Here is an 18,847-nt window from a genome sequence, read left to right on the forward strand (position 1 = left end):
GGCGGCTCACGGCCGGCGCCAGAACGTCGGCGTCAGCAGCACCATCACCGGGATGATCTCGATGCGGCCGACCCACATCAGGAGGACCATCAGGAGCTTGCTCGACCGGGCGAACCCGTCGTAGGTGCCGTAGGGGCCGGCCTGCCCGAACGCCGGGCCGATGTTGAAGAACATCGACGCGGCGGCGGAGAGCGCCTCGAACTCCGTGATGGGGTCGCCGACCCGTTCGGCGTCCGCCACCAGCAGGACCGTGCCGACGATGAAGATGACCAGCGCGACCAGCGTGTAGGCGTAGACGTCACGAATCGTGTCCTCGCCGACGACGTCCCGACCGACTCGCACCGCGCGGACGCTCCGCGGGTGGGCCGAGACGTTGAGGTCCCGCCAGAAGGACTTCGTGACGATGAGCCACCGGAGCGTCTTGATAGAGCAGGTCGTCGAGCCGGCCATCCCGCCGCTGAACATCCCGACGAAGAGGACGTTCTTCGCGGCCGCGGACCACGTGTTGAAGTCAGTCGAGGCGTACCCCGTCGTCGTCACGATGGAGACGACCTGGAAGGTGGCGTGCCGGAGGGTCGTCTCCGGGTCGGCCGTGAACCGCGGGTCGACGACGAGCAGCCCCCCGACGAGCACCGTGCCGGCGCCGAGGATGGCCAGGTAGAAGCGGAACTCCTCGCTCCGGCGGAGCCGCCGCGTGTTGCCCTGCGTGAGGGCGTACAGCAGGACGAAGTTCGTCGCCCCGACGATCATGAACAGGGTGACGGCCCACTGGACCGCCGGCGAGAACGCGCCGACGCTCTCGGCCCGCGGCGAGAACCCCGCCGTCGCGATGGCGGTCAGGGCGTGGGCGAGGGCGTCGAAGGGCGTCATCGAGGGGGCGAGGCCGACGGCGTTCAGCGCGAGGAGCGCGAGGGCCGCCCCCGCGGTCAACAGGAGGTAGACGAGCGCGAGTATCTTCGCCGTCTGGGCGATGCCCGGCGTGAGTTTCGTGACGTCCTTCGTCCGCGTCTCGGTCTCCATCAGCTGTGCGCCGGCGACCGAGAGGCGCGAGAGGACCGCCGTCGCGAGCAGGAGGACGCCGAGGCCGCCCAGCCACTGGAGGACCTGCCGCCACATCAGGAGGGCCTGCGAGTGGGCGTCGAAGTCGCGGATGACCGTCGCGCCCGTCGTCGTGATGCCGCTCATCCCCTCGAACAGCGCGTTGACGGGACTGGCGAACACACCGGTCCCCTCGACGTACAGCGGGACGGCGCCGACGACGGCGATGCCCAGCCACGCCAGCGAGACGGTGAGGAACGCCTCCCGGTCGTGGATGCGGTGGCGCTCGAACCGGGCGAACGCGGTGCCGACGCCGACCGTCGCGGCGATGGCGAGCAGGTACGGGACCGGCGACTCGCCGTAGAGGAGCGCGACGACCACGGGGACGGCGAGCGGAACGGCCAGCCACTGGAGTATCCGTCCGAGGACGTTCAGCGACGACCGGACGTCGACTGTCGTCAGCGCCACCGGCGGTCACATCCCGTCCGTCCGACTGTCTCGACGCGCACAGCGCCACAGACAGGGGCGAACGGCTTCAATCCTGCGCGACCAGCGACGGAATCGGGGCCGCGAGACTCAGTCCGCGCCGCCGCGAATCTCGTCCATGTGGTCGATGCGCTGCTGGACGAGGTCGGCCGTGCCGATGTCGTGGCGGACGCGCAGGCCCTCGGTGCCGGCCCGCTCCAGCGCGCCCTCGGCTATCTCCTCGGCCTCGCCGATGGTGTCGGCGACGCCGACGACGGCGTACGAGCGAGAGGTCGTCGTGTAGATGCCGTCCTCGCGCTGGTCGACGCTGGCGTAGTAGAGGATGGCCTCGCCGGCGTTGTCCTCGTCGATGGTCACCTTCGCGCCGGCCTCCGGTTCGGTCGGGTAGCCCTCGGGGACGGCGTACTTACAGACGGTGGCCTGCGGGCGGAAGGACAGCTGCGGGAGCGAGAGGTCGTCGCGGGCGGCCGTCAGCACGTCGAGGAAGTCCGTGTTCAACACCGGCAGGGTGTTCATCGCCTCGGGGTCGCCGAAGCGGGCGTTGAACTCGACGACGCGCGGCCCCGTCTCGGTCAGCATGAACTGCCCGTAGAGGACGCCCTTGTAGCCGTCCAGTGCCTCGACGGTGGCTCGGAGGACGTCGACGGCGTCGGTGTAGTCGTCCTCGGTCATGAACGGGAGTTCGAGGTTCGCGTCGGAGTAGCTCCCCATCCCGCCGGTGTTGGGCCCCTCGTCGCCCTCGTAGGCGCGCTTGTGGTCCTGCACAGCCGGCGTGACCCGGAGCTGCCCGTTCGCGACGAACGCCTGCACGGTGAACTCCTCGCCGACCAGGCGCTCCTCGAGGACGACGCGGTCGTAGTCCGAGTCGCGGAGGTACGCCTTGGCCTCCTCGGCGGTGCACTGGTCGCCGATGACGCGGACGCCCTTGCCGCCCGTGAGGCCGGCGGGCTTCACGGCCAGGTCGCCGTCGTACTCGTCGATGTACTCGCAGGCGGCCTCCATGTCCTCGAACGTCTCGAAGTCCGGACAGCCGGGGATGTCGTGTTCCTGCATGAAGCGGCGCTGGAACGCCTTGTCGGTCTCGATGCGGGCCTCGTCTGCCTGCGGGCCGAAGGCGTAGACGCCGGCGTCGTCCAGCGCGTCGGCGACGCCCGCCGCGAGCGGCGCCTCTGGGCCGACGACGGCCAGCGTCGCGTCGACCTCGCGGGCGTACGTCGTGACTGCCTGCGGGTTCGTCGTGTCCAGCGTCTCGAACCCGTCGGCCAGCGCGACGATGCCCGGGTTGCGGTTGCCCGCACAGGCGTACAGGTCGGCGTCCGAGTCGGCGAGCGAACGGGCGACGGCGTGTTCTCGGCCGCCGCCACCCACCAGCAGCACTGTCTCTGTCATACCTCATGGCCGGATGGGCGTGGACGTAAGTATTGCTCTCTCGGGCCGTTCCGGTGCCGCGGACGGACCCCTTTTCCCCGCGGCCCTCCGAAGGTGAGCCATGAGCGACAGTTCGGACCCGACGACGCGGAACCGACTCGACGGGGAGGAGAGCCCGTACCTCCGCCAGCACGCGGACAACCCGGTGAACTGGCAGCCGTGGGACGAGGCGGCCCTCGAGGCCGCGAAAGAGCGGGACGTCCCCATCTTCCTCTCTATCGGCTACGCGGCCTGTCACTGGTGTCACGTCATGGAGGAGGAGAGCTTCGAGGACGAGGCCATCGCCGAGACGCTGAACGAGCACTTCGTCCCGGTGAAGGTCGACCGGGAGGAACGGCCGGACCTCGACTCGGTGTACATGAGCATCTGCCAGCAGGTCACCGGGGGCGGCGGGTGGCCGCTGTCGGCGTGGCTCACGCCCGACGGCGAGCCGTTCTACGTCGGGACGTACTTCCCGCCCGAGGAGAAACGGGGCCAACCGGGCTTTCACGACCTGCTGAAGCAACTGTCGAACTCGTGGTCCGACCCCGAACAGCGCGCGGAGATGGAGAACCGCGCCCAGCAGTGGACCGACGCCATCGAGAGCGACCTCGAGGCGACGGCCGGCGACCCCAGCGACCCCGACGAGAACCTCGTCCAGACGGCGGCGACCATCGCCCACCGCGGCGCCGACCGGGACAACGGCGGGTGGGGGTCCGGCGGGCCGAAGTTCCCCCAGACAGGCCGGCTTCACGCCCTGCTCCGCGCGCACGCCGAGGGTGGAGGGGAGGACTACCTGACCGTCGTCGAGGAGACGCTGAACGCAATGGCCGACCGGGGGCTGTACGACCACGTCGGCGGCGGGTTCCACCGCTACTCGACGGACCCCCAGTGGGGCGTCCCCCACTTCGAGAAGATGCTGTACGACAATGCCGAGATACCGCGGGCCTTCCTCGCCGGCTACCAGGCGCTGGGCAACGAGCGCTACGCCGCCGTCGTGCGGGAGACGTTCGAGTTCGTCCAGCGGGAACTCCAGCACGAGGACGGCGGGTTCTTCAGTACGCTGGACGCCGTCAGCCGACCGCCCGACGATCCCGACGGCGAGACGGCGGAAGGCGCGTTCTACGTCTGGACGCCCGAGCAGGTCCACGCGGCCGTCACGGACGAGACGGCCGCGGACATCTTCTGTGAGTACTACGGCGTCACGGAACGCGGCAACTTCGAGGGGGCGACCGTGCTGGCGGTCCGCAAGCCCGTCCCCGTCCTCGCCGAGGAGTACGACCTGAGCGAGGACGAGATAACCGAGAAGCTCCGGCTGGCGCTGAACGAGACGTTCGCGGCCCGCGAGGACCGCCCCCGGCCGGCCCGCGACGAGAAGGTGCTGGCCGGGTGGAACGGGCTGATGATATCGGCGCTCGCCGAGGGCGCCGTCGTGCTGGACGATGACTACGCCGACGTGGCCGCCGACGCGCTGGCGTTCGTCCGCGAGCACCTGTGGGACGAAGACGCACAGCGTCTCAGCCGCCGGTACAAGGACGGCGACGTGGCCATCGACGGCTATCTGGAGGACTACGCGTTCCTCGCTCGCGGCGCGTTCGACCTGTACGAGGCGACGGGCGAGGTGACCCACCTCGACTTCGCGACGACCCTCGCAGAGGTCATCACCGAGGCGTTCTGGGACGACGCCGAGGAGACGCTCTACTTCACCCCGAGCGGCGGCGAAGCGCTGGTCGCCCGGCCGCAGGAACTCACCGACCAGTCGACCCCCTCCAGCACGGGCGTCGCCGTCGAACTGCTGCTGGAACTGACCCAGTTCAGGGACGACGACCGGTTCGGCGACGTGGCCGAGAAGGTCCTGCGCACGCACGCCGACCGCGTCTCCTCGAACCCGCTCCAGCACGCCTCGCTGACGCTGGCGACGGACACCTACGAACAGGGGTCGCTGGAACTGACTCTCGTCTGTGACCCGGCGGACCCGCCGACCGAGTGGACGGAGTCGCTGGCCGAGACGTACGTTCCGCGGCGACTGCTGGCGTGGCGCCCCGACGACGCGGCGACGTTCGACGCGTGGCTCGACACGCTGGGCGTCGAGGACGCGCCGCCCATCTGGGCCGGTCGCGACGCGGCCGACGGCGCCCCCACCGTGTACGCCTGTCGGAACTTCGCCTGCTCACCCCCCAAACACGACCTCTCGGCGGCCCTGTCGTGGGGGCAGAACTAGTTATTCGAGTTTCGCTTCGATTTCGTTCGCGAGGTAGACGGCGATGGGGACCGGTTCCTCCTCGACGAACCGAGCTATCTCCTCGCCGTCGCGTTCGACGACGACGGTGGGGATGTACTCGACGCCGTACTCCTCGACCTTGGGTCCGGTCTTCGTGCCGTCGTCGGCCTTCTCGGTCGGGTAGTGGTGGATCTTCGACGCAGGGACGCCGGCGGCTTCCAGCGCCGCTCCGAAGTCCGGCAGTTGCGCCCGGCAGTCTTTGCACCAGTCGCCGCCCCAGACGTGATACTCCAGCTCGGCGGCGTGGCGGGTGAGGACGTCGACGGTGTCGGAGTAGGCGTCCTCCACCCAGACCGGGTTCGGTTCCATCGTTTCGAGCGTTCCGCTCTCACTCATAGCTCCCCGTAGCGCGGGGAGTGGCTTGAACCCCCCGACTGTTCAGCACCGTTCGAGGCGGGAACGGAGGCGCTCGCGCAGGAGCGTCCGGTGACAGCGCTTGCGCTCGCCCTCGAAGCAGACGAGGACGACCGTCTCGCCGTCGCGAATCCGGTCGGCGAGGTCCCTGACGGCGCGCTGGGCCGCCTCGCTCTCGTCGAGGTGGGTCCGGTAGCGGTCGGCGAAGTCCGTCTCGTCCCACGCCGCGTTGTGGGCGCCCTCCTCGCAGAGCCCCTGCATCTGCAGGTCCTCGGCGCGCCGTTTCGTCTCGGCGAGGAGGTCCGACGGCGGTCCCAGTTCGGGGTGGTTCTCGTCGACAGCGGCGTGGAACCAGCCGGTCGGTTCGCGGACGACGCCGACCAGCGTCTCGTCGCCCGAGAGGTCGGCGAGGTCGTGCTGAATCGCCGCGACGTAGGTGTCGCTGACGGCACCGCTCATGTCCTGACTGTCGCCCAGACCGCGGAAAAGCCTGCCGGGAGCGCGCACCACCCACAGGAATCGAGGGCTCCACTAGGGGTTTTAAGTGGGGCTGGCGTACGCGACGGCAATGCACGAGACACTACACGAGTCTATCACCGACGCCATCGGGTCGCCGCTGGTGTCGGTCCGGGCCCCCGAGGGCGCGACGGTCGCCGCGAAGGTCGAGTCGTTCAACCCCGGCGGGTCAGCGAAGGACCGACCGGCGAAGTTCATGATAGAGCGCGCCGAGGCGGACGGCGCCCTGAGCCCCGGCGACACCCTCGTGGAACCGACCAGCGGCAACACCGGCATCGGCATGGCGATGGTCGGGGCCGCGAAGGGGTACGACGTCGTCCTCGTGATGCCGTCCTCGAAGTCCCCCGAGCGCCGCGAGATCATGCGGGCCTATGGCGCCGACATCGAACTCGTCGAGGGCGACATCTCCGACGCGAAAGAGCGCGCGGACGAGCTCACCGACCAGAGCGGGTACGTCCAGTTGCGCCAGTTCGAGAACCCCGCGAACCCGCAGGCCCACTACGAGACGACCGGCCCGGAGATACTCGAGCAGGTCGGCGACCGGACCGTCGACGCACTCGTGGCCGGCATCGGCACGGGCGGGACCATCACGGGCACCGGCCGCCGCCTCCGAGAGGCGTTCCCCGACCTCGACGTCGTCGGCGTCGAACCGGCCGACAACGCCGTGCTCTCCGGGATGGACCCCGGCGAGGGCGAGGACAGTTTCCAGGGGATGGGGCCAGGGTTCGTCAGCGAGAACCTCGACGTCGACCTGCTGGACGACGTCCGCACCGTCGAGCTCGACGACGCCGAGTCGGAGTGTCGCCGCCTCGCTCGCGAGGAGGGCATCCTCGTGGGCCAGTCCTCCGGCGCGTCGAACCTCGCGGCCCGCGAGGTGGCGGGCGAACTCGCCGAGGACGGGGTCGAGGACCCCCTCGTCGTCACCGTCTACTGGGACAGCGGCGAGCGGTACATGTCGACCGGGATGTTCGACTAGGCGAGGCGCCGAGCCGCGTCCTTGAACCGCGCGTACTGCTCGCTGGCCCACTCGTTCATCGCCTCGGTGTCGTTGTTGACGACGCCGACGATGCCGGTGTCGTCGTAGACGACGATGCCGCTGACGGTCATCTCCGGCTTCTCGGCGGTCCAGAGGGCGTACGGCATCGTCCGGTCGGTGACGAAGATAGAGAGGCCGTCGGCCCCGGTGAGCGTGTCCATCCCGTCGGGATAGACGTCCGAGAGCGCCGCGACCACGTCGTCGGTGAGGACGAGCTCTATCTCCGTGCCCTCACCCTCGACCAGCGAGGCGACCACGTCGATGTAGCGCGGGACGACGGCCGGGCCGGTTCCGAAGAACCGCTCGGCCCCGCGGACCCGTTCGACGTTGGCTTCCACCGGGCGCTCGGGGGCCGCCGGGGTCGACTCGACGACCTGTGCGCCCTCGAGGACGGCAGGGTCTACGTCGACGTCGGGCGGGAGCGCAGAGAGGACCGGCTGGGCCTCGGTGAGCGCGTCGAGGCGCCCGAGGAACCGGTCGTAGGCAGCCAGCGCCTCACGCCCCGCGTAGGTCGCCACGTACCGACTCTCTCGTCGCTCGACGAGTGACTCGTCGGTCAGTGCGTCGATGGCCCTGTCGACGGTCGAGCGCGACGCGCCCAGCCGGTCCACGAGTTCCGGTTTCGTCGTCGGGGTCGAAAGTGCTCGCAGTACGTCTCGACGCTTCGCGACGACGTCGGCGGTGTCCGGAACTGAGACCATCGACGGGGACGTATCAGGGCTGACAGATGTCTCTTCTGGTCACTGGACGCCGACCAGAGAGCGGGTACTGGTAGAATATCAGGGGCCGGTAATTTTCCCGGGCAGTCGGTATAAGTACGTCTCGGCCCGACGGATCCGATGGGGTACGTCGATACGACAGCGTCAGTACCCTGCAGGAGTGTCCACCCGGTCGGAAGACCGTGCCTCTGACAGCCAGTCCACCCGACCACGCCTCTGACAGCCGGGCACCCACCATGCCGTTCCTCACGCGCCGAACTCCGACTCGGTGACGCGCACGACCAGCGTATCGTCCACCTCTCGCAGGTCGTACTCCGGAATCGTCTCGCCCGTCCGCGTGAGCAACATCGGTTCGACGAGGCGAGGCGGGTCTGTCGGTTCGGTCGTCGGGCCGTCGTCCGTCTCGGCGGTCGCCTCGCCGTCCTCGTCCGTCCCGCTCTCGACGACGCCGTACACCTTCAGGAACCGGCCGGTGTCTTCGGGCGCTATCCGGTCGTCCCGGATGGCCGTCGCGAGGTCCCGCGAGAGCCACTCCGTCTCGCTGACGGATGGCTCCCTGACGAAGGCGGCGTCTGCGAACCGGACGAGGTACCAGTTCAGGTCGTTCAGCAGGGCGACGGCGGCTCCGAGGCTCACGGTCTCCAGCCTGAGCGCGTTCTCGAACGGTTCCCGCAGGTCGTAGGTCGCCAGCGCCGACCGGGCGGTCTCTCGCGAGAGCAGTTCGTACTGGAGGTTCACGTCCTCGCTCCCGACGAGACAGACCTGCGTCATGGGTCGTCCGTGGCCCGCCCCGGAGATTTAGCTTTCGATAGCCACGACCGTCCGCGCTCGGGCACACGTCCGGGCACGCTCGAACAGGTCGTCCGGCTCGGCCTCGCGGACCGCCGCGAGCGTCGCGTTCGTCTCGGGCAGTTCCGGGGCGACCCGGTTACACCCGGTGTCGACCGTCGAGTCCTCGAACGTACCGATGTCGCGCGCGAGCGCCGTTATCTCGGCCTTGTCCAGCGTCAGGTTCGGCCGGTGGACCGGGAGGTCGGTCGCGACGTCGGTGACGGCGACGTTCGCGCTGGTCTGACTCGACTTCTGGCCGATGGCCTCGCCGGTGACGACGCCGACGGCGCCCTCCTCCTCGGCCACCGCCTCGGCCGTCGCGAGCATGAACCGCCGGAGCGCGAGCATCCGCAGGTCGGTCATGGACGCGGCGAGGTCGGCGACCACGTCGCCGGCGTCGACGACGTGCATCGCCATCGGGCGTCCGGGGGCGTACTCGGCCAGCGTCTCGACGGTCGCTCTCGCCCGCGCCCGGTGGTCCGGCCCGCCGTAGTCCCCGAGGTCGACGTAGACGGGAATCACGGGACAGCCCCGGCGCATGAGCTTCCACGCGGCGACCGGCGAGTCGATGCCGCCGCTGACGAGTGCCACGACGGGCCGTTGGGTGCCCAGCGGCAGCCCGCCGGAACCGGACTGCTTCGTCAGGAAGACGTACGCCGTGTCGGGGCGGCATTCGACGTACAGCCGGAAGTCGGGGTCGTCGAGGTCCACCTCGGGCGTCGCCCCGAGAGACTCGATAGCGTCCCAGACGGCCGCTCCGCCCTCCGACTCGATGTCTGTGCTGGCGAACGGATGGGCGTCGCTCGGGCCGGCGCGCCGGGCGTCGACCGCGAAGGTGCCGCCGTCGTAGCGGGCCTCGGTCGCCGCGTGCAGGGCGTCGCAGATGGCGTCGAGCGTGGGGTCGACGGCGACGGCCGCCGACGCCGAGACGACGCCGAAGGTGTCCGCGGCGGCGTCGGTGACCGCCGCTGGTCGGTCGGTGTGGACGAACAGGCGGTTGCGGCGCCGCTCGACGTCGCCGGCGAGGCCGCGGGCGTCGAACATCGCGGTGAGGTTCTCGGCGAGTCGGTCCTCCATCCGCCGGCGGACCTGTTCGCTCTTGACCCCGACCTCGCCGTGGCGGACGACGACGACGTCGGCGTCGGGCGGGTGCATACCCGCCTTTGCCGAATCGCGGATAAATGGGTGTCGGCTCCGCGGGCTCAGTCGCCCGCCAGCTGCTCCTCGAGGTGGTCGGCCACCTGCGCCATCTTGACCTTGAACTCGTCTAGGTCGGTCTCCTGGGCGTGGAGCATGGCGCTGTACCGCGAGGTGAGACTCGCCAGGGAGGTGGCCTCGGCGAGTTCCGCGTCGGTCGCGCCGTGCATCGCCGCCGCCTTCCGGTGGAAGTGGATGCAGTACGGACACTTGATGTTGGCCGCGACGGCCAGCCCCATCAGTTCCCGATACTTCGGTGGAATCTCGGACTCGCCGACGGTGTACTTGTGGAAGAAGTGCCACTCGCCGACCATGTCGTCCTCGGGAATCGTGTCCAGCGGTGGTGGCACCATCCCGAACGTCTCGGTGATCTCCTCTTCGACCTCTGTGGGTTGTTGCTGTGTCGCCATGGGTTGTCGGTCTTCGCTGTTCGGTCGTGCGGTTCGACAGTTCGCAGCCTCGGTGCCCGTAGAGGTCGGCTCCGCGACCGGATAGTTATGTGTTCACATTTGCCGAGCTATCGCGTGCCCCGGCTTCTTACCCGGGAGAAAGTGACAGCGTCCGCGCAGGTCTGCCGTCGACGGACGCCGCCCGCAGACGGTGGAAAACCTCGGCGAAACGGCTCGGTACGGTCAGCTGTTCAGAACGTCGAGACGTCGCCCTCGATGACCTGCCGGGTCACGTCGGTGACGCTCGCGAGTTCCGCGTCGACGGCCTCGCGGACCTCGCCCTCTATCTCGCTCACGGCCACGCCCTCCTCGGTGACGAGCATGGCGTCGGCGACGTGTGGTTCGTCGATGGGCGAGCCGATTTGCGAGAGCAACCGGATCTGGAGCTGCCGGATGCCGTCCACCTCGTCGACGACCGACCGGGCGATCTCCGTCGAGAGGAGGTTGTATATCTTCCCGATGTGGTTGACCGGGTTCTTCCCGGAGGTGGCCTCCATGCTCATCGGGCGGTTCGGCGTGATGAGGCCGTTGGCGCGGTTGCCGCGGCCGACGGAGCCGTCGTCGCCCTGTTCGGCACTCGTGCCGGTCGTCGTGAGGTAGATGGACTCCTCGTCGTAGTCGTCGGCGGTGTTGACGTGGACGGTCACGTCGCGGTCGGTGTACTCCGTCGCGAGCGTCTCGACGTACGCCCGGACCTCCTCGACGGCCTGCTCGTAGGCCAGCAGGTCCTCGACGTGTTCGTCCACCATCGCGACGGCGACCGTGACGTCGATGTGGTCGCCCTCGCGCTTGCCCATCACCTTCACGTCCTGCCCGACGACGGGGTTGTCGGCGGCGTACTCGCCGGTGAGTTTCCGCTCCGTGTTGTAGACGATCTGCTCCGTCTCCGAGAGCGGCGCGTGGCCGACCCCGTAGCTCGTGTCGTTGGCCATCGGGACGGTGCCCTCCTCGCCGAAGACGCTCTGGAGGTCGCCCGACCCCTCGCCGAGTTCCACGTCGACGATGATGTCGCCGCCGACGTCGAGGTACGGGAAGTGCTCCTCCAGGTACTGGCGGGCGGCCTTCAGGGCGATGCTCTCGGCGGGAATCCGTTGCCCCTCGTACTCCTTGGTCGCGCGACCGACGATGAGGAGGTAGATGGGTTCGAGGACCTCGCCGCCGCCGTAGGCCGGAGCCGCCGTGCCGGCGACGAGCTGGGACTCGTCGGTGTTGTAGTGGAGGACTTTGCCGAAGCGGTCGAGGTACGTCTGGGCGAGCGCCCGGGAGACGCGCTCGGCGACGCCGTCGCAGATGGAGTCCGGGTGGCCGATGCCCTTGCGCTCGACGATTTCGACGTTCTGGTCCTCGACTGCCAACCCGCTCTCGGGCTGGACGTGGATGTTCCGGTCGGTCATTGCACTGCACTTTGCTGTGCCCGCTTCTATAACTTACGGGAACCGCTCGACGGAGAAAGATTACCTTCACGCATCTTCGAGCAGTAGGCCGAGATACGACGTCCGGGTCTGGTCCTCGGGGTCCAGTCCGAGCTCTCGGAGGACCGCGAAAGCGCCCTCCCGTGCCGCCTCGACGCCGCTCTCGTCGGTCTCGGTCTCCACCTCGACGAACTCGCCGACGCCCTCGACGTCGTCCAGCGTGACGGTGTAGCCGTCGTAGCGGTAGAACCGCCGGTCCTTCCGCACCGTCGCCGCCGGGTCGAACCCGAGGTTCGCGAAGATGGCGTCTGCCGTCTCGCCGTCGTCGACGCCGGTCTCGACCTCCTCGCGCGTCTTCGACTCGGCCTCGACGAGCGGCCCCTTGTAGGTGATGCGGGCCGCCGTCTCCCCGTCGCGCGTCTCGCGGCGGACCCGGAGCGCCTCGTCGGTCTCCGCGAAGTCCCGGTGCGGTGCGTCGTAGTAGGTGTCGACCTGCAGGACGTCGCCGGTGTGTTCGGCCCCGAGTTCGTCGAGCCGTTCGGCGACGGCCGCGAGGTCGGCGGCGACCTTGACTTCGACTTCGTACATGGCTGTCCCCTCTGTCGGGGCCGGGAAAAGCGATTGCATCCCGGCTCGGCGTCTCGCGGGTTTCGGCCTAGCCCCGGCGGCCGGCGTGGAGTAACGACCCCCTACCGCGGACCGCGAGTTTTAGTGTCCCCCGCCCCCGGGAAGGAGTATGGACGGTCGCTACGAACCTGTCGAGTCCCCCGACGAGACGACCGTCTTCCCCTATCACGACCTGACGCCGCCGACGACGGCCGACGTGGCCCGGGCGCGCAAGGTCGTCCGCCAGCACCTCCCGGCGACGCCGCTCGTGCGCAGCGAGACGCTGTCGGCCGCCCTCGACGCGGAGGTCTACCTCAAGCGGGAAGACACGCTCCCCACCGGCGCGTTCAAGGTACGGGGCGGCGTGAACCTCGTCTCGTCGCTGCCCGCGGAGTTCCGCGAGGCAGGACTCATCACCGCGAGTTCGGGGAACCACGGCCAGTCTATCGCGTGGGCCGGACGGGAGTTCGACGTGCCCGTCACCATCGGCGTGCCAGCGGAGGCCAACGACGGGAAGGTGGCCGCGATGGAGCGCCTCGGCGCCGAGGTCATCAGACACGGCCCGGACTACGACGCGGCCCGCGAGCGCATCGAGCAGCTGGCCGTGGAACGGGGCGCCCGGTACGTCCACTCGGGCAACGAACCGAAACTGGTCGCCGGCGTGGGGACCGCGGGGCTGGAGGTCGTGGACGAACTGCCCGACGTCGACCGCGTGTTCTGTCCGGTTGGCGGCGGCACCTCCGCCGCGGGCTACTGTCTCACCGTCGGCGAACTGACCGACGCTGACGTCGTGGGCGTCCAGTCGGAGGCCGCCCCCGCCATGCACCGCGCGTGGACGGACGGGTCGCTCGAACCCCACGACCGGATGGAGACGACGGCCGAAGGCGTCGCGACGCGGGTCCCCTTCGCGCTCACGATGGGCGTCCTCGGGGACGGACTGGCCGACTTCCGCCTCGTCAGCGAGGACGCCATCCGGGACGGCGTGGCCCGACTGTTCGCAGACGAGCGCATCGTCATGGAGGGCGCGTGTGCGACCGCCGTGGCCGCCGCCGTCGAGGCCGGGGACGAGATAGCCGGCGAGACGGTCGTCATCCCGGTCTCCGGTCGGAACATCGACCTCGAGAAGCTCGAGCGGATGCTCGCCGAGAGCGAGCACGCCGCGTGAGCGCCGACGGGAAACGTTGTTCTTAAGAGTGCCACGACTGACGAACACGGTATGAGCAACGACTCCGAGGCCGAGGACGTAGCAGAGGAAGCCGAAGCAGAGACGGCCGACGAAGAGACCGAGAGCGGCCTGCAGGAGGGTGACGTCGTCAAACTCGCCTACACCGCCCGCACCGTCGAGGACGGACAGCTCGTCGACACCACGGACGAGGAGATAGCCGAGGACGAGGGCATCGACACCGAACAGCAGGAGTTCGGCCCCCGCGTCATCGTGCTCGGGGAGAACCACATCTTCCCGGACGTCGAGGAGGACATCTACGGGAAGGAGGTCGGCGACGAGGGCAGCGTCACCATCGCCGCCGCCGACGCGTTCGGCGAGTACGACGAGAGCGAAGTCCGCACCGTCTCGAAGGACAAGATTCCGGAGGACGACCGCTACCCCGGCGCGCACGTCGACGTCGACGGCGAGCACGGCCACGTCGAGACCATCATCGGCGGCCGCGCCCGCGTGGACTTCAACCACCCGCTGGCCGGTGAGGACGTCGAGTACGACTACGAGATCGTCGCGGAGGTCACCGACCGCGAGGAGAAGGCACAGGGCATCATCGAGATGATGCTCGACATGAAGCTCGACCTCTGGTTCGAGACGGACACCGTCGAGGAGGAGCAGGTCGTCGAGTCCGACGACGAGGACGAGGAGGGCGAACCCGAGTACGAGACCGTCGAGGTCGAGAAGGACACGCTCTACATCGAGGCCACGCCCCAGCTGACCATGAACCAGCAGTGGATGATGGGCAAACAGCAGATCGCGCAGCAGCTCACCCAGCTGCTGGACGTCGACCGCATCATCGTCCAGGAGGAGCTCGGCGGCGGCATGGGCATGGGTATGGGCGGCATGATGGGCGGCATGGGCGGCGCCGGTGGCGCCGACATCGAGGAGGCCCTCGAGGACGCCGACGTCGACGCCGAGGAGATCGTCGACGAGATCGAAGGCGCAGAAGAGTAAGTCGACCGCGGACCGACGCCGCCTTCTCGTCGGTTCCGACGGTCAGCCCGGGATGGCCCTGTCGGTCATCCGACCGCCACACTTCGGACAGCTGAGGCTCCGGCTCGGCGCTGTCGTCCGGAAGCCACAGTTCTCGCACTGGAACTGCCGCTGCTCTTTCGCGAGTGGGTCTCGACCACTCATGTAGATTCAATAACACCTATTCGGTGTTAAGCGTTAGCATTGCTCTATCGGTGTGGACCAGAGTGTCGACGCGAGAGTGACTGTCCACGGAGACGTCCCGCCTGCGGTCGGAAAGAGACAGACCGCCGTCAGGCGATGTCGCGGGAGGTGTCGATGCTGACCTCCTCGACGAGGTCGAGTTTGATGACGTCGTTCGGCGCCCGGCCGCCCCGGAACTTCGGGATGGCGAGGCGGTTCTCCACCTCGTCGGTGTTCGTGGTCGTCTTGAGCTGGAACACCACGTCGGCGAAGTGCTCGGTCGTATCGCGAAGCGGCGGGACGTCCCGGCCGTCCAGACAGTGCAGGATGGCCAGACTCCCGGTGTTGACGATGTGGTTCTGCAGGTCGTTCATGAACGCGCGGAACCGGGAGTGTGGCTCCTGGGCCTCGAGGACGTCGAGCGGGTCGACGATGAGGTTCGACGTCTCCGGGAGCGCCGAGACGAGCTTCCCCGCGTTGTCCAGCGGCGCTTCCCCGGAGATGTGCCGGACCGTCGGGTCGCCGGTGTTGGCCGGCGTCTGTTCGATACTCGCGACGACCGATTGGGCCGTGCGGTCGAGCGAGAGCCACAGCGTCCCGCGCGTGGCGGTGAGTTCGTAGAGGAACAGCTCCGCCTGGCTGGCCGGCTGGGCGGTGAGGGCGACGATGCTCCCCGCTGGAATCCCGCCGTCGAGCTTCCGGTCGAGGACGTCGATGCCCGTTCGGAGCCGGTTCACCATGCCATCTGGAGACAAGCATACCCAACCGATTAAATATTCCGCTTGCACAGGATTTTCGCACACGTCAGGTACCGAGACGCCGATTCCTCGGTTTCGAGTGGAGGTTCCGGAAGCGCCGGGACGTGGACGATACGCTGGCAGTCGAACAGCCGGGCCGGGTCGGCGGTCCCGTCGCTCCGCGGGAGGACCACCGCCGCTGGCGGAGCGTCGAGATGCCTCGCCATCGCCGCCGTCTTCGCCGCGTCTCGGAGGCTCTGGCCGGTGGGGGTCGAGACGAGGACGGTCCGGTCGGCGGCGCGAAGCGGGACGGCGGCGTCGGGGCCGGCACCGGCCGCGCAATCGAGCACCACGGGCCGGTCGCACTGCCGGAGGCGAGCGAACGCCGACGCGGCCGTCGACGGGCACGCCTCGCAACACGAGAGCACGTCGACGCCGGCGAGCCGTGGTGACCGCCGTGCGACGGCCGCAGGTCGCTCGCCGTCGGCGACGGCGGCGAGGGCGGCCACACGGTCCGTCCCCGCCCGGTGGTGCACGTCGGGCATGTCGAGGTCGGCGTCGACGAGGAGCGGTCGTCGGCCGAGGGTCGCTAGCGCGCGGGCCAGGCCCAGCGCCGTCGTCGTCTTCCCACAGCCGCCCTTTCCGCCGGCGATAGCGAGCATGCCGGGGGCTGGGCACGGCACCGGATTTGAACGTTCGCCCGCCCGTGTCGGGAGATTCAAGAGCGTCGGGGGCGCGGTACCGTGTAAGATGCGGCACGACCACATCATCAGCGCGAAACAACTGTCGCGGGCCGACATCGAGGCGGTGCTCGACCACGCGGCCGCCATCGCCGAGGACCCGGGGGCGTACTCGGACCGGCACGCGGACACGCTGCTCGGGATGCTCTTTTTCGAACCGAGCACCCGGACCAAGATGAGCTTCACGACGGCGATGAAGCGGCTGGGTGGCGACATCGTCGACATGGGGTCGGTGGAGTCCTCGAGTGTCAAGAAGGGCGAGTCGCTCGCCGACACCGTCCGCGTCGTCGAGGGGTACGCGGACGCGCTCGTGCTCCGCCACCCGATGGAGGGGTCGGCGAAGATGGCCAGCGAGTTCGTCGACGTCCCGCTCGTGAACGCCGGCGACGGCGCCGGTCAGCACCCGACCCAGACCCTGCTCGACCTCTACACCATCCGGGAGAACGCCGGGTTCGAGGACCTGACCATCGGCATCATGGGCGACCTGAAGTACGGTCGCACCGTCCACTCGCTGGCCCACGCGCTGACGAACGTCGACGCGCGCCAGCACTTCATCAGCCCCGAGTCGCTGCAGTTGCCGCGGTCGGTCCGCTACGACCTGCACCAGGAGGGTGCCGAGGTCAGAGAACACACCGACCTCGACGAGATTCTGCCGGAGCTGGACGTGCTCTACGTCACGCGTATCCAGCGCGAGCGGTTCCCCGACGAGAGCGAGTACCGCGAGGTCGCCGGACAGTACCAGATAGACGGCGAGACGCTGACGGCCGCGAAGGACGACCTGACGGTGATGCACCCGCTCCCGCGAGTGGACGAGATCGCCCACGACGTCGACGACACCGACCACGCCCAGTACTTCCAGCAGGCCCACAACGGGGTGCCCGTGCGGATGGCACTGCTGGACCTGATGCTCGGAGGTGAGCCCCGATGAGCGACGACCAGCAACTTCGCGTCTCGAAAATCCGCAACGGCACCGTCATCGACCACATCACCGGCGGACAGGCGCTGAACGTCCTCGCCATCCTCGGCATCGACGGCACCAGCGGCGAGTCCGTCTCCGTCGCGATGAACATGCCCTCGGACCGCCTCGGCAAGAAGGACATCGTGAAAGTCGAGGGCCGGGAGCTCTCCCAGGACGAGGTCGACGTGCTCTCGCTCATCGCCCCCGCCGCCTCCATCAACATCGTCCGGGAGTACGACGTCGTCGAGAAACACCGCGTCGAGCGCCCGTCGATGGTCGAGGGCGTGCTCGAGTGTCCGAACCACAACTGCATCACCACCGAGGACGAACCCGTCGAGTCCCGGTTCGCCGTCGTCGACGACGGCGTGCGCTGTGAGTACTGCGATACCATCATCCGCGACGACCTGCCCGCGCACATCCTCGCGGACTGAGTACGACCGGCTCTCGACTTTTTCCGCGTCTCTCAGGGCCGCACCGTCTCGAGCACCCAGTCGTCCGGCGTCGCCCGCCGGACCTCGAACGGGTCGAACGCCTCCCGCGGCGCCTCCGCGAGGCGGCCGAGGAACGCGCCGACCGGCGTCGGGTCCCGGTCGCTCACGAGCACGAACGCCTCGCCGCCGTCGAGGGCGGTGAACGCCTCCCGGACCCGGTCCTTGCGCTCTTCCGGCGCGAGGCCGCGGATGTCGACGGCGTGGTCCGGCACCTCGACCTGGCCGGCCGTCTCGACGGCGTCACCGACGGCGTCGCCGAGGTCGGCCATCGCCTCGGGGACGTCGCCGGGCGCAGGCGTGCCCTGCAGGTCGTGCGTGAACGGCAGTTCCGCGAGGACGGGCGCGTCAAGGTCACCGATGGCATCGTCCTCGAACAGGTCGTTCGGTTCGCCACAGCAGTCACAGACGTACTCGGCCATGTTGACGACCGTCCCGAGGACCGGCACGTCGTTGTCCCGGAACAGTTCGACGGTCCGACTGGTGTCGCTGACGCTGGCGTGGAACGGCGTCGTCACGACGACCACGCCGTCGACGGGCACCTCCTGCAGGGTCGTCAGGACGATGTCGCCGGTCCCCGGGGGGAGGTCGACCACCAGCACGTCGTCGTTGCGCCACGCGGTGTTGGTGAAGAGGTCCTCCAGCGCGTCGTGGGCCATCGCGCCGCGCCACGCGAGCGGCGCGCCGTCCTCCATCAGGCCGACGCTCATCACGTCCATCCCGTCGGTCCGGATCGGCAGCGGGTCGCCCTCGTCGCTGGAGTGGACGGGCCCCGAGACGTCGAGGAGTCCGGGGACGTTCGGGCCGTGGATGTCGGCGTCGAAGAGGGCCACGTCGTTGTCCGCCGCCAGCGCACACGCGAGGTACGTCGCCGTCGTCGACTTCCCGACGCCGCCCTTCGCGCTGGCGACGGCGATGACGTGGTCGAACGACGCGACGCTCGCCCGGTCCTCGCTGGATGGGGTCGCGCTCTCGACGTGGACGCTCTCGACGCCGTCGACGTCGTCGACGGCCCGTAGTATGGCCTCTATCACCTCGTTGCTGGTGTCGCCGTCGAGCGACGTCAGGTCGGCCTCGACGGTCACCTCGCCGTCGTCGACGGCGACGTCCTCGACGAACCCCGCCTCGAAGACGGAGAGGTCGGCCTGCGGGTCGCGAACCTTGCGTAGCTGTGCTTCGACGCGGTCGGTCAGGGTCGTACGGGCGTTCTCGGTCATGGTC

Annotated in this window: 20 protein-coding genes; 6 read left to right on the forward strand and 14 right to left on the reverse strand. The window is 69.1% G+C overall.

Going from position 1 to position 18,847, the window contains the following annotated elements:
* Nucleotides 1–6: 6 nt before the first annotated feature.
* Nucleotides 7–1,506, reverse strand: coding sequence for a TrkH family potassium uptake protein (locus tag ACV7GQ_RS09270; RefSeq protein WP_470309965.1), 1,500 nt, complete (start codon nucleotides 1,504–1,506; stop codon nucleotides 7–9).
* Between the two features lie 108 nt (nucleotides 1,507–1,614).
* The gene (gene purD / locus ACV7GQ_RS09275; protein ID WP_470309966.1) at nucleotides 1,615–2,913 is read right to left on the reverse strand and encodes a phosphoribosylamine--glycine ligase; all 1,299 of its coding nucleotides are present in this window, start codon (nucleotides 2,911–2,913) and stop codon (nucleotides 1,615–1,617) included.
* Nucleotides 2,914–3,013: 100 nt separating this feature from the next.
* Between purD and ACV7GQ_RS09280 the strand changes: the two genes are divergently transcribed.
* On the forward strand, nucleotides 3,014–5,152 hold the full coding sequence (locus tag ACV7GQ_RS09280) for a thioredoxin domain-containing protein (RefSeq protein ID WP_470309967.1): 2,139 nt from the start codon (nucleotides 3,014–3,016) through the stop codon (nucleotides 5,150–5,152).
* On the opposite strand, the gene ACV7GQ_RS09285 is transcribed toward ACV7GQ_RS09280, so the two are convergent.
* Nucleotides 5,153–5,548 carry a thioredoxin family protein gene (locus ACV7GQ_RS09285; protein ID WP_470309968.1) on the reverse strand — a complete coding sequence of 132 codons (396 nt, stop codon included), beginning with the start codon at nucleotides 5,546–5,548 and terminating at the stop codon, nucleotides 5,153–5,155. It lies immediately after the preceding gene.
* A 42-nt stretch (nucleotides 5,549–5,590) separates the two neighbouring features.
* Nucleotides 5,591–6,025 (reverse strand): DUF488 family protein, N3 subclade, encoded by a 435-nt coding sequence (locus tag ACV7GQ_RS09290; RefSeq protein ID WP_470309969.1) that lies wholly within the window; start codon nucleotides 6,023–6,025, stop codon nucleotides 5,591–5,593.
* A 109-nt stretch (nucleotides 6,026–6,134) separates the two neighbouring features.
* Here ACV7GQ_RS09290 and ACV7GQ_RS09295 point away from each other — a divergent pair, with 109 nt between their 5' ends.
* The gene (locus tag ACV7GQ_RS09295; protein WP_470309970.1) at nucleotides 6,135–7,058 is read left to right on the forward strand and encodes a PLP-dependent cysteine synthase family protein; all 924 of its coding nucleotides are present in this window, start codon (nucleotides 6,135–6,137) and stop codon (nucleotides 7,056–7,058) included.
* Here the strand turns inward: ACV7GQ_RS09295 and ACV7GQ_RS09300 are convergent.
* The 6 genes from ACV7GQ_RS09300 to cyaB form a co-directional block, all read right to left on the reverse strand.
* Entirely contained in the window at nucleotides 7,055–7,819 is a 765-nt protein-coding gene (locus tag ACV7GQ_RS09300; protein ID WP_470309971.1) for a helix-turn-helix transcriptional regulator, read from the reverse strand. The genes ACV7GQ_RS09295 and ACV7GQ_RS09300 overlap by 4 nt on opposite strands.
* Before the next feature lie 264 nt (nucleotides 7,820–8,083).
* The gene (locus ACV7GQ_RS09305) at nucleotides 8,084–8,608 is read right to left on the reverse strand and encodes a DUF5804 family protein (protein ID WP_470309972.1); all 525 of its coding nucleotides are present in this window, start codon (nucleotides 8,606–8,608) and stop codon (nucleotides 8,084–8,086) included.
* Between the two features lie 27 nt (nucleotides 8,609–8,635).
* Nucleotides 8,636–9,823 carry a tRNA sulfurtransferase gene (locus ACV7GQ_RS09310; RefSeq protein WP_470309973.1) on the reverse strand — a complete coding sequence of 396 codons (1,188 nt, stop codon included), beginning with the start codon at nucleotides 9,821–9,823 and terminating at the stop codon, nucleotides 8,636–8,638.
* Nucleotides 9,824–9,870: 47 nt separating this feature from the next.
* Entirely contained in the window at nucleotides 9,871–10,275 is a 405-nt protein-coding gene (locus ACV7GQ_RS09315; RefSeq protein WP_470309974.1) for a carboxymuconolactone decarboxylase family protein, read from the reverse strand.
* Nucleotides 10,276–10,505: 230 nt separating this feature from the next.
* Complete coding sequence (locus ACV7GQ_RS09320; protein WP_470309975.1) at nucleotides 10,506–11,708, reverse strand: methionine adenosyltransferase; 1,203 nt, start codon at nucleotides 11,706–11,708, stop codon at nucleotides 10,506–10,508.
* A gap of 66 nt (nucleotides 11,709–11,774) precedes the next feature.
* Nucleotides 11,775–12,314, reverse strand: coding sequence for a class IV adenylate cyclase (gene cyaB / locus ACV7GQ_RS09325; RefSeq protein ID WP_470309976.1), 540 nt, complete (start codon nucleotides 12,312–12,314; stop codon nucleotides 11,775–11,777).
* Between the two features lie 148 nt (nucleotides 12,315–12,462).
* Here cyaB and ACV7GQ_RS09330 point away from each other — a divergent pair, with 148 nt between their 5' ends.
* Both ACV7GQ_RS09330 and ACV7GQ_RS09335 read left to right on the forward strand, forming a co-directional pair.
* On the forward strand, nucleotides 12,463–13,497 hold the full coding sequence (locus ACV7GQ_RS09330) for a threonine ammonia-lyase (protein ID WP_470309977.1): 1,035 nt from the start codon (nucleotides 12,463–12,465) through the stop codon (nucleotides 13,495–13,497).
* A 51-nt stretch (nucleotides 13,498–13,548) separates the two neighbouring features.
* Complete coding sequence (locus ACV7GQ_RS09335; RefSeq protein ID WP_470309978.1) at nucleotides 13,549–14,502, forward strand: FKBP-type peptidyl-prolyl cis-trans isomerase; 954 nt, start codon at nucleotides 13,549–13,551, stop codon at nucleotides 14,500–14,502.
* 42 nt (nucleotides 14,503–14,544) lie between these two features.
* On the opposite strand, the gene ACV7GQ_RS09340 is transcribed toward ACV7GQ_RS09335, so the two are convergent.
* The 3 genes from ACV7GQ_RS09340 to ACV7GQ_RS09350 form a co-directional block, all read right to left on the reverse strand.
* The gene (locus ACV7GQ_RS09340) at nucleotides 14,545–14,685 is read right to left on the reverse strand and encodes a DUF7129 domain-containing putative zinc-binding protein (protein WP_470309979.1); all 141 of its coding nucleotides are present in this window, start codon (nucleotides 14,683–14,685) and stop codon (nucleotides 14,545–14,547) included.
* Nucleotides 14,686–14,813: 128 nt separating this feature from the next.
* Nucleotides 14,814–15,443: an RAD55 family ATPase gene (locus tag ACV7GQ_RS09345; RefSeq protein ID WP_166969463.1), complete on the reverse strand. Its 630-nt coding sequence runs from the start codon at nucleotides 15,441–15,443 to the stop codon at nucleotides 14,814–14,816.
* Between the two features lie 29 nt (nucleotides 15,444–15,472).
* The gene (locus tag ACV7GQ_RS09350; protein ID WP_470309980.1) at nucleotides 15,473–16,102 is read right to left on the reverse strand and encodes a MinD/ParA family ATP-binding protein; all 630 of its coding nucleotides are present in this window, start codon (nucleotides 16,100–16,102) and stop codon (nucleotides 15,473–15,475) included.
* A gap of 88 nt (nucleotides 16,103–16,190) precedes the next feature.
* On the opposite strand from ACV7GQ_RS09350, the gene pyrB reads away from it, so the two are divergent.
* Together pyrB and pyrI are read left to right on the forward strand one after the other, a co-directional pair.
* On the forward strand, nucleotides 16,191–17,108 hold the full coding sequence (gene pyrB / locus ACV7GQ_RS09355; RefSeq protein WP_470309981.1) for an aspartate carbamoyltransferase: 918 nt from the start codon (nucleotides 16,191–16,193) through the stop codon (nucleotides 17,106–17,108).
* Nucleotides 17,105–17,569 carry an aspartate carbamoyltransferase regulatory subunit gene (pyrI, locus tag ACV7GQ_RS09360; protein WP_470309982.1) on the forward strand — a complete coding sequence of 155 codons (465 nt, stop codon included), beginning with the start codon at nucleotides 17,105–17,107 and terminating at the stop codon, nucleotides 17,567–17,569. Before pyrB ends, pyrI begins: the two co-directional genes overlap by 4 nt.
* 32 nt (nucleotides 17,570–17,601) lie before the next feature.
* Here the strand turns inward: pyrI and ACV7GQ_RS09365 are convergent, their stop codons facing one another.
* Complete coding sequence (locus ACV7GQ_RS09365) at nucleotides 17,602–18,843, reverse strand: P-loop NTPase (protein WP_470309983.1); 1,242 nt, start codon at nucleotides 18,841–18,843, stop codon at nucleotides 17,602–17,604.
* Nucleotides 18,844–18,847: the final 4 nt, after the last annotated feature.

It is taken from the genome of Haloarcula sp. MBLA0163, assembly GCF_055632435.1.